The 6,441-nt window shown below is 67.6% G+C and carries 5 protein-coding genes and 1 pseudogene; all 6 read left to right on the top strand.

Going from position 1 to position 6,441, the window contains the following annotated elements:
• Window positions 1-181: pseudogene (locus VFZ09_RS41675) on the top strand (alpha-amylase); the annotation flags it as partial.
• 33 nt (window positions 182-214) lie between these two features.
• Complete coding sequence (locus VFZ09_RS41670) at window positions 215-1,309, top strand: sn-glycerol-3-phosphate ABC transporter ATP-binding protein UgpC (protein WP_329733368.1); 1,095 nt, start codon at window positions 215-217, stop codon at window positions 1,307-1,309.
• A 30-nt stretch (window positions 1,310-1,339) separates the two neighbouring features.
• Window positions 1,340-2,563, top strand: coding sequence for an extracellular solute-binding protein (locus VFZ09_RS41665; protein WP_329733367.1), 1,224 nt, complete (start codon window positions 1,340-1,342; stop codon window positions 2,561-2,563).
• 140 nt (window positions 2,564-2,703) lie between these two features.
• The gene (locus VFZ09_RS41660; RefSeq protein WP_329733366.1) at window positions 2,704-4,626 is read left to right on the top strand and encodes a sugar ABC transporter permease; all 1,923 of its coding nucleotides are present in this window, start codon (window positions 2,704-2,706) and stop codon (window positions 4,624-4,626) included.
• A complete protein-coding gene (locus VFZ09_RS41655) occupies window positions 4,626-5,504 on the top strand; it encodes a sugar ABC transporter permease (protein WP_329733365.1) in 879 nt (292 codons plus the stop codon). The genes VFZ09_RS41660 and VFZ09_RS41655 overlap by 1 nt, the downstream gene beginning before the upstream one ends.
• A 31-nt stretch (window positions 5,505-5,535) precedes the next feature.
• Complete coding sequence (locus tag VFZ09_RS41650) at window positions 5,536-6,381, top strand: glucodextranase DOMON-like domain-containing protein (protein WP_329733364.1); 846 nt, start codon at window positions 5,536-5,538, stop codon at window positions 6,379-6,381.
• The last annotated feature ends 60 nt before the right edge of the window (window positions 6,382-6,441 follow it).

Here is a 6,441-nt window from a genome sequence, read left to right as displayed (position 1 = left end):
CGCGGTGGTGGTGGTGGTCAATCGCAGTGAGAAGAAGGCGTCCGCCTCGTTCCCCTGGCCCGAGGCCTGGAGCGGTGCGGACGCGGAGGATCTGCTCGGCGGGGGCCGCCTGACGGCTGCTCCGACGATGGAAGTCACCGTCGAGCCGCTGTCCGTCCGCATCCTGGGACGGGCGCGATGAACTGGATGCAATCCCTCGTGGGGGGTGCGTGAGATGGCCGGAGTCGTCTTCAAGAATGTGGCCAAGCGGTATGGTGAGGTGTCGGTCATCGAGGGGTTGAACCTCGACATCCGAGATCATGAGTTCATGGTGCTGGTGGGCCCGTCCGGCTGTGGCAAGTCCACGGCGCTGCGGATGATCGCCGGCCTGGAGGAGATCACCGGCGGCAACCTCTCCATCGGTGAGCGCGTCGTCAACGAGCTCCCGCCCAAGGACCGCGACGTCGCGATGGTCTTCCAGAACTATGCGCTCTACCCGCATATGACCATCCGGGAGAACCTCGAGTTCGGCCTGAAGATTCGCAAGACGCCCAAGCCGGAGATGGACCGGCTGGTCAACGAGGCCGCCGAGGTGCTCGGCATCACCCACCTGCTGGAGCGCAAGCCCAAGCAGCTCTCCGGTGGCCAGCGTCAGCGCGTGGCGCTCGGCCGCGCCATCGTGCGCAAGCCGGCGGTGTTCCTCTTCGACGAGCCCCTCTCCAACCTCGACGCCAAGCTGCGCGTGCAGATGCGCTCGGAGATCAAGAAGCTCCAGCAGCGCCTGGGCGTCACCTCGGTCTACGTGACGCACGACCAGATCGAGGCCATGACGATGGGCCACCGCATCGCGGTGATGCGGGACGGCAAGCTGCAGCAGCTCGGCACCCCGCTCGAGGTGTACGAGCGCCCGGCCAACGTCTTCGTGGCCCAGTTCATCGGCTCGCCCCCCATGAGCTTCACCTCCTCCACGCTCTCGGCCAACGGCGAGGGGCTCGAGGGCGATGGCTTCAAGCTGCCCGTTCCCCAGGCCCTGCGCGCGGTGACGGCGGGCAAGGGCGGCCGCAAGCTCAAGGTCGGCATCCGCCCGGACAACGTCCTCGCGTCCTCGGCCAATGCTCGCGGTGAGACGGCTTCCCTGGAGGTGAGGGTGGATCTCGTGGAGCCGCTCGGCAACGAGGTCATCGTCCACTCCCGGCTGGCCGAGAACTCGCTGGTCTTCCGGCTCCCGCCCCAGCACACTCCGGAGACCGGTGCGAAGATGGCGGTGGCCATCGAGCTGGAGTCGCTGCACCTCTTCGACGCCGAAACCGAGCAACGTCTGTCCGTCTAGTCCGAGTCCCTCCCTCAGGAGCTCCCCGACATGAAGAACCTGCGACTGATGATCGCGGCCATGGCTCTGTCCGCCCTCGGCCTGCTGTCCACGCCCGCCTCCGCCCAGCCCAAGGAGATCGTCCTGTGGCACGGCTACCGCGCCGAGGAGAAGGCGGCGCTGGAGAAGGTGATCAAGCAGTTCAACGACGCCCACAAGGACATCCAGGTGAAGACCCTGGCCGTCCCGTATGACGCCTACGCGGACAAGATCTCCGCCACGGTGCCGCGCGGCAAGGGCCCCGACCTCTTCATCTTCGCCCAGGACCGTCTGGGCGGGTGGATCGAGGCCGGCAACACGGTGGAGCCCATCGACTTCTACCTGGATGACGCCGTCCGCAAGCGCTTCATCCCCACCACCCTGGAGGCGATGACCTACCGCGGCACCGTCTACGGCCTGCCGCTCAACTACAAGGTCGTCACGCTCATCTACAACAAGAAGCTGGTGCCCACCCCGCCCAAGACGAGCGGCGAGCTGGTGGCCACGGCCAAGAAGCTCACCGACAAGAAGGCGGGCCGCTTCGGTCTGGCCTACTCGTACGGCGACTTCTACTACCACTCGGCGCTGATGAACGGCTTCGGCGGTGGTGTGTTCGGCCCGGGCACCACGCCCACGCTCAACTCGCCCGCCAACGTGAAGTCCGTGGAGCTGATGATGAAGTGGGCGGAGAAGGACGGCATCCTTCCCGCCGAGCCCTCCAGCGCCCTCATCACCTCGCTCTTCAACGATGGCAAGGCGGCCATGGTGTTCTCCGGCCCCTGGTTCCTCGGGGAGATCGCCAAGGGCGTGGACTACGGCCTGGCCCCGCTGCCCACGCTCGACGAGGCCGGTGGCAAGCCCATGCGTCCGTGGATGACGGTGGAGGGCGTGTACGTCTCCGCTCCGTCGCAGAACAAGGACGCCGCCTTCGAGGTGGCGAAGTTCCTCACCGACGCCGCCGCCGCCAAGGTGCTCGCGCTGGAGGGCCGCCAGAGCCCCGCCAATCAGACCGTGTACTCGGACCCCAAGGTCGCTGGCGACGCGCAGCTCAAGGCGTTCCGCGACCAGGTCGAGGTGGCGGTGCCGATGCCCAACGTGCCGGAGATGACGATGGTCTGGTCGCCGGCCACCTCGGCGATGAACGGCATCCTCAAGAAGGCTTCCACCCCCAAGGCCGCCCTCGACGTGGCCCAGAAGGCCGTGGCCAAGGACGTGGCCGGCCTGCGCAAGAAGTGAGGCACTGAGTGACCACGACGGCCCCACAGCGTTCCGGCGGTGAATCCGCCGCCTCCGCGCCCTCCGAGCGCGGTGCCACCGAACCCCTTCACAGCGCGGGCACTCCCCCCGGAGATGCCCGGGGAAATGCACCGCGCCGCGTGCGGGTGCTCGTGGGGCTGTCCCTCGCCCTCGGCCTGTCGCTCGTGCTCGCCCAGGGCCTGTTGGCCAAGGCCCTGGAGACCGTTGCCACCGAGCGCGCGGACCGCCAGGCCTTCATCTCCCTCCGTGCGCTGGAGGACCTGGTCCAGCGCGCGGGAGGGAAGGGTGATTCCGTTCGCGCCGTGGTGTCCGCCTGGCAGCAGCAGCTCCCGGCGGGCAGCGCGGTGCGGGTCATCGCCTTCTCGGGCATCCAGCTCGAGGCCTCCACCTTCTCCGAGGACAAGGACGATCGCGCGGCGCCGCGCCGGCTGTCGCGCGAGGAGAAGCCCCTCTATGACCGCGGCCAGCGGCTGCGCGCCGCGGTGGAGACCAACCGCGAGGAGGGCTCCGCGCGCAAGCTGGAGGTGGAAGCCGAGGCGCTGCCCAACGGCGGCCGTCAGCTGAGCGCTCCGGTGGAGGTGGACGGCGCGGTGGTGGGCCTGGTGGAGCTGGCCACGCCCCCGCTGAAGGAGCCGCTCTACCCCAGCAAGGGCGCGCTGGCGCTGTGGCTGCTGCTGCCGCTGGCGCTGTGCGCGGGTGCTTCCTTCGCCGTACGCAAGCAGGGCCTGCTCGTCATCGCCTCGGTGGTGGCGCTCGCGGTGGGCGTGGGCGGTTACGCCTCGTACTCGCTGGGCATGCTGGACGCCCAGGTGCGCGAGACGCAGACGCTCGTGGCCGGTCAGCTGCGCGCCATGTCCGAGCGCGCCCAGGCGGTGATGGCCGAGCGTCAGCTCGCCACCGAGCTGGCGCTGCAGCCCGGCAACTGGGACGCCGACCCGTACCGCCGTCCGCTCGGGCTCGTGACGCCCGCGGGCGCGGTGAACGAGGCGGCGGTGGCGGCACGCGTGGCCGAGCTGCGCTCCGGCGCGGGCCGGGCCCTGGGGGGCCTGGGCACGCTGGCGCTCGCCGTGCTGCTCTTCATCGGCATGGGCGGCCTGGCCCGCACGGTGGAGACGGTGGTGGAGAACCGCACCGCGTACGCCTACATCGCCCCGGCGATGGTGGGCATGGTGGTGCTCGTCTTCTTCCCGTTCTTCTACGGCATCACCCTGTCCTTCACCGACTCCAACCTCTACAACACGGGGCAGTCGCTCACGGACATCTGGGTGGGCCTGCGCAACTACGCGGAGATTCTGGGCGACTTCAGCATCGCCAAGAGGGCGCAGGACGGCTCCATCGTCTTCAACTACCTCAACTTCTACTACACGCTCTTCTTCACCGTGGTGTGGACGGTCACCAACGTCACCATCGGCGTAACGGTGGGCCTGGTGCTCGCCCTCATCCTCAACGTGCAGGGGCTGGCGCTGCGCCCGGTGTACCGCGTGCTCCTCATCCTGCCGTGGGCCATGCCCAACTACATCACCGCCCTCATCTGGAAGGGCATGTTCCACCAGCAGTTCGGCGTGGTGAACCATGTCATCCGCATGTTCGGCGGCCAGGGGCTCGCCTGGTACGACACCCCCGTCAGCTCCTTCCTCACCGTGCTCGCCACCAACGGCTGGTTGAGCTTCCCCTTCATGATGGTGGTGTCGCTCGGCGCGCTCACCTCCATCCCCGCCGAGCTCTATGAGGCCGCTCGCGTGGACGGCGCCTCGCGCTGGCAGCAGTTCACCGCCATCACCCTGCCCGCGCTCAAGCCCGCGCTCGTCCCGGCCATCATCCTGTCGGTGGTGTGGACCTTCAACCAGTTCAACGTCATCTTCCTGGTGACCGAGGGCGAGCCGAGCAACTCGACCGAAATCCTCGTCACCCAGGCGTACAAGTACGCCTTCCAGCGCTACCGCTACGGCTACGCGGCGGCGTACTCCACCGTCATCTTCGGCATCCTGCTGCTCTACAGCGTGGTGCAGAACCGCATGTCCCGCGCCACGGAGGCCGCCTGATGTTCTCGCGCCGCGAAGGGGTTCCCCACTGGCCGCTGCATGTGCTGCTGGTGCTCTTCACCCTCTTCACCCTCTACCCCATCCTCTGGGTCATCACGATTGCCCTCTCGGGCAAGCAGAGCCTGGCCATCACCACGCTCCCCGAGGCGCCGTCGATGATGGACCGCGTCCGCGCCGTCACGCCGTGGCCGGAGACGCTGTCCTTCTCCAACTTCACCTCGGTGATGACGGATCAGCCCTTCGCCCAGTGGATGCTCAACAGCGCCATCATCGCGCTGGGCACCACCGTGGTGGGCGTCTTCCTGGCGTGCACCGCCGCCTACGCCTTCAGCCGCTTCAAGTTCACCGGCCAGCGCGCCGGCATGATGGCCTTCCTCGTGTCCCAGATGTTCCCGGGCACGCTGATGCTCATCCCCCTCTACATCATCCTCGTGCAGTGGCTGGGCCTGGGCAGCTCGCGCATCGGCCTCATCGTCGTCTACGCCACCACCTCCATCCCCTTCAGCGTGTGGATGCTCAAGGGCTACTTCGACACCATTCCCAAGGAGCTCGAGGAGGCCGCCGTCATGGAGGGCGCCTCGGCGGGGAAGATCTTCTGGACCATCGTGCTGCCGCTGGCCAAGCCCGCGGTGGCCGTCACGGCGCTCTTCTCCTTCATGACGGCGTGGAACGAGTTCATCCTCGCCGCCACCTTCATGGACCAGGAGACCATGTACACGGCGCCCGTGGGCCTGCGCTTCTTCGTGGGCGGCTTCTCCCAGCAGTGGGGCTACTTCGCCGCCGGCTCCATCATCGTGTCCATCCCGGTGGTCGTCCTCTTCCTCTTCCTCCAGAAGTACCTCGTCTCCGGCCTCACCGCCGGCAGCGTCAAGGGTTAGTCCGCAGTCCCTTTCTCAAGGAGAAGTCGCAATGAAGACCTCGCGTTTCGCTGTTCTCTCCCTGGCCGCCGCGCTCCTGGGCGCCCCCGCGCTCGCCGCGGACAAGGTGTCCTTCAAGGATCCGACCGGCGACGACAACGGTCCGGGCACCTACAAGTACCCCACCGACACCGTGTACAAGCGCGGCTCGTTCGACCTGACGGACTTCACCTTCGAGAAGAAGGGCTCCAAGGCCGACGTCACCCTGGGCTTCAACACCACGCTCGAGGACCCCTGGAAGATGGGCTCGGGCTTCTCCGTGCAGATGGCCTTCATCTTCATCGACACGGACGGCAAGGAGGGCAGCGGCTCCACCGAGTCTCCTCCCGGCCTCAACGTGAAGTTCGCCCCCAACAACGGCTGGGAGAAGGTCATCATCATCTCCCCGCAGAACTCCGCCCGCGTGAAGGCCGAGGCGGGCAACAAGGCCGGCGCCCTCAAGGACAACATCATCGTCCCCACCCGCACCAAGGGCTCGGGCCGGAAGATCAACGCCACCGTGGACCTGGCGGGCCTCGAGGGAGACCCCTCGCAGTGGGGCTTCCAGGTGGTGGTGCAGTCCAACGAGGGCTTCCCCGCGGGCAATGATCTGCTCACCCGCAAGGTGAACGAGTTCGAGGGCCAGCACCGCTTCGGCGGCGGCAACGACAACGATTGTGATCCGCACGCCATCGACGTGCTCGCCGGTCAGGGCAAGGGCGATGCGTCCGAGGTGAAGGCCCAGCACGACATGCTCAGCTACGAGTGCGCCGAGGATGGCAGCTCGAAGAAGCCGGCCACGCTGACGATGGTGGGCGGCGCGGCGAAGCCGGAGGCGGCGGCCCAGGAGCAGAAGTAGTCCTTCCCAGATTCACGCATTCCTGCCGGAGGGTCGCGCGGACGGTGAAGAGCCGTCCGC

This window comes from Archangium sp., from assembly GCF_036277355.1.
In the GTDB taxonomy this organism is placed as follows: Bacteria; Myxococcota; Myxococcia; order Myxococcales; family Myxococcaceae; genus Archangium.
This window is presented reverse-complemented; position numbering and strand designations above follow the sequence as displayed.